Below are 232 nucleotides of genomic sequence, written 5' to 3'. Positions count from 1 at the left end.
CGAGGGTCGCGAGCACGTCGTAGCACGCGCCCATCGTGTGATAGTCGGTCTTGCCGGCCGGGCTCTTCTCGTCGCTGTACTTGCGGTTGTCGCAGGTGAGGATCCGGTACCACGCGCCGTAGCGGTGGTCGACGAAATGCGCCCAGCTGTAGCGCCAGATTTCGTCGTACCAGTCCCAGAAGCGCTCGCTGCCGGTGCGCGCGCCGAGCATCGCGGCCGCCGCGAAGGTTTC

At 66.8% G+C, this 232-nt stretch carries 1 protein-coding gene; it reads right to left on the bottom strand.

The genetic code is table 11. From position 1 onward, the window contains the following. Window positions 1–232: AGE family epimerase/isomerase (locus SB751_RS35665; protein ID WP_410749692.1), on the bottom strand; the 232-nt coding region annotated here is incomplete at both ends.

This window comes from Cupriavidus sp. SIMBA_020 (genome assembly GCF_046535395.1).
In the GTDB taxonomy this organism is placed as follows: domain Bacteria; phylum Pseudomonadota; class Gammaproteobacteria; order Burkholderiales; family Burkholderiaceae; genus Cupriavidus; species Cupriavidus campinensis.
The sequence above is the reverse complement of the archived record's forward strand: the minus strand, read 5'-3'. Positions and strand labels throughout refer to the sequence as shown.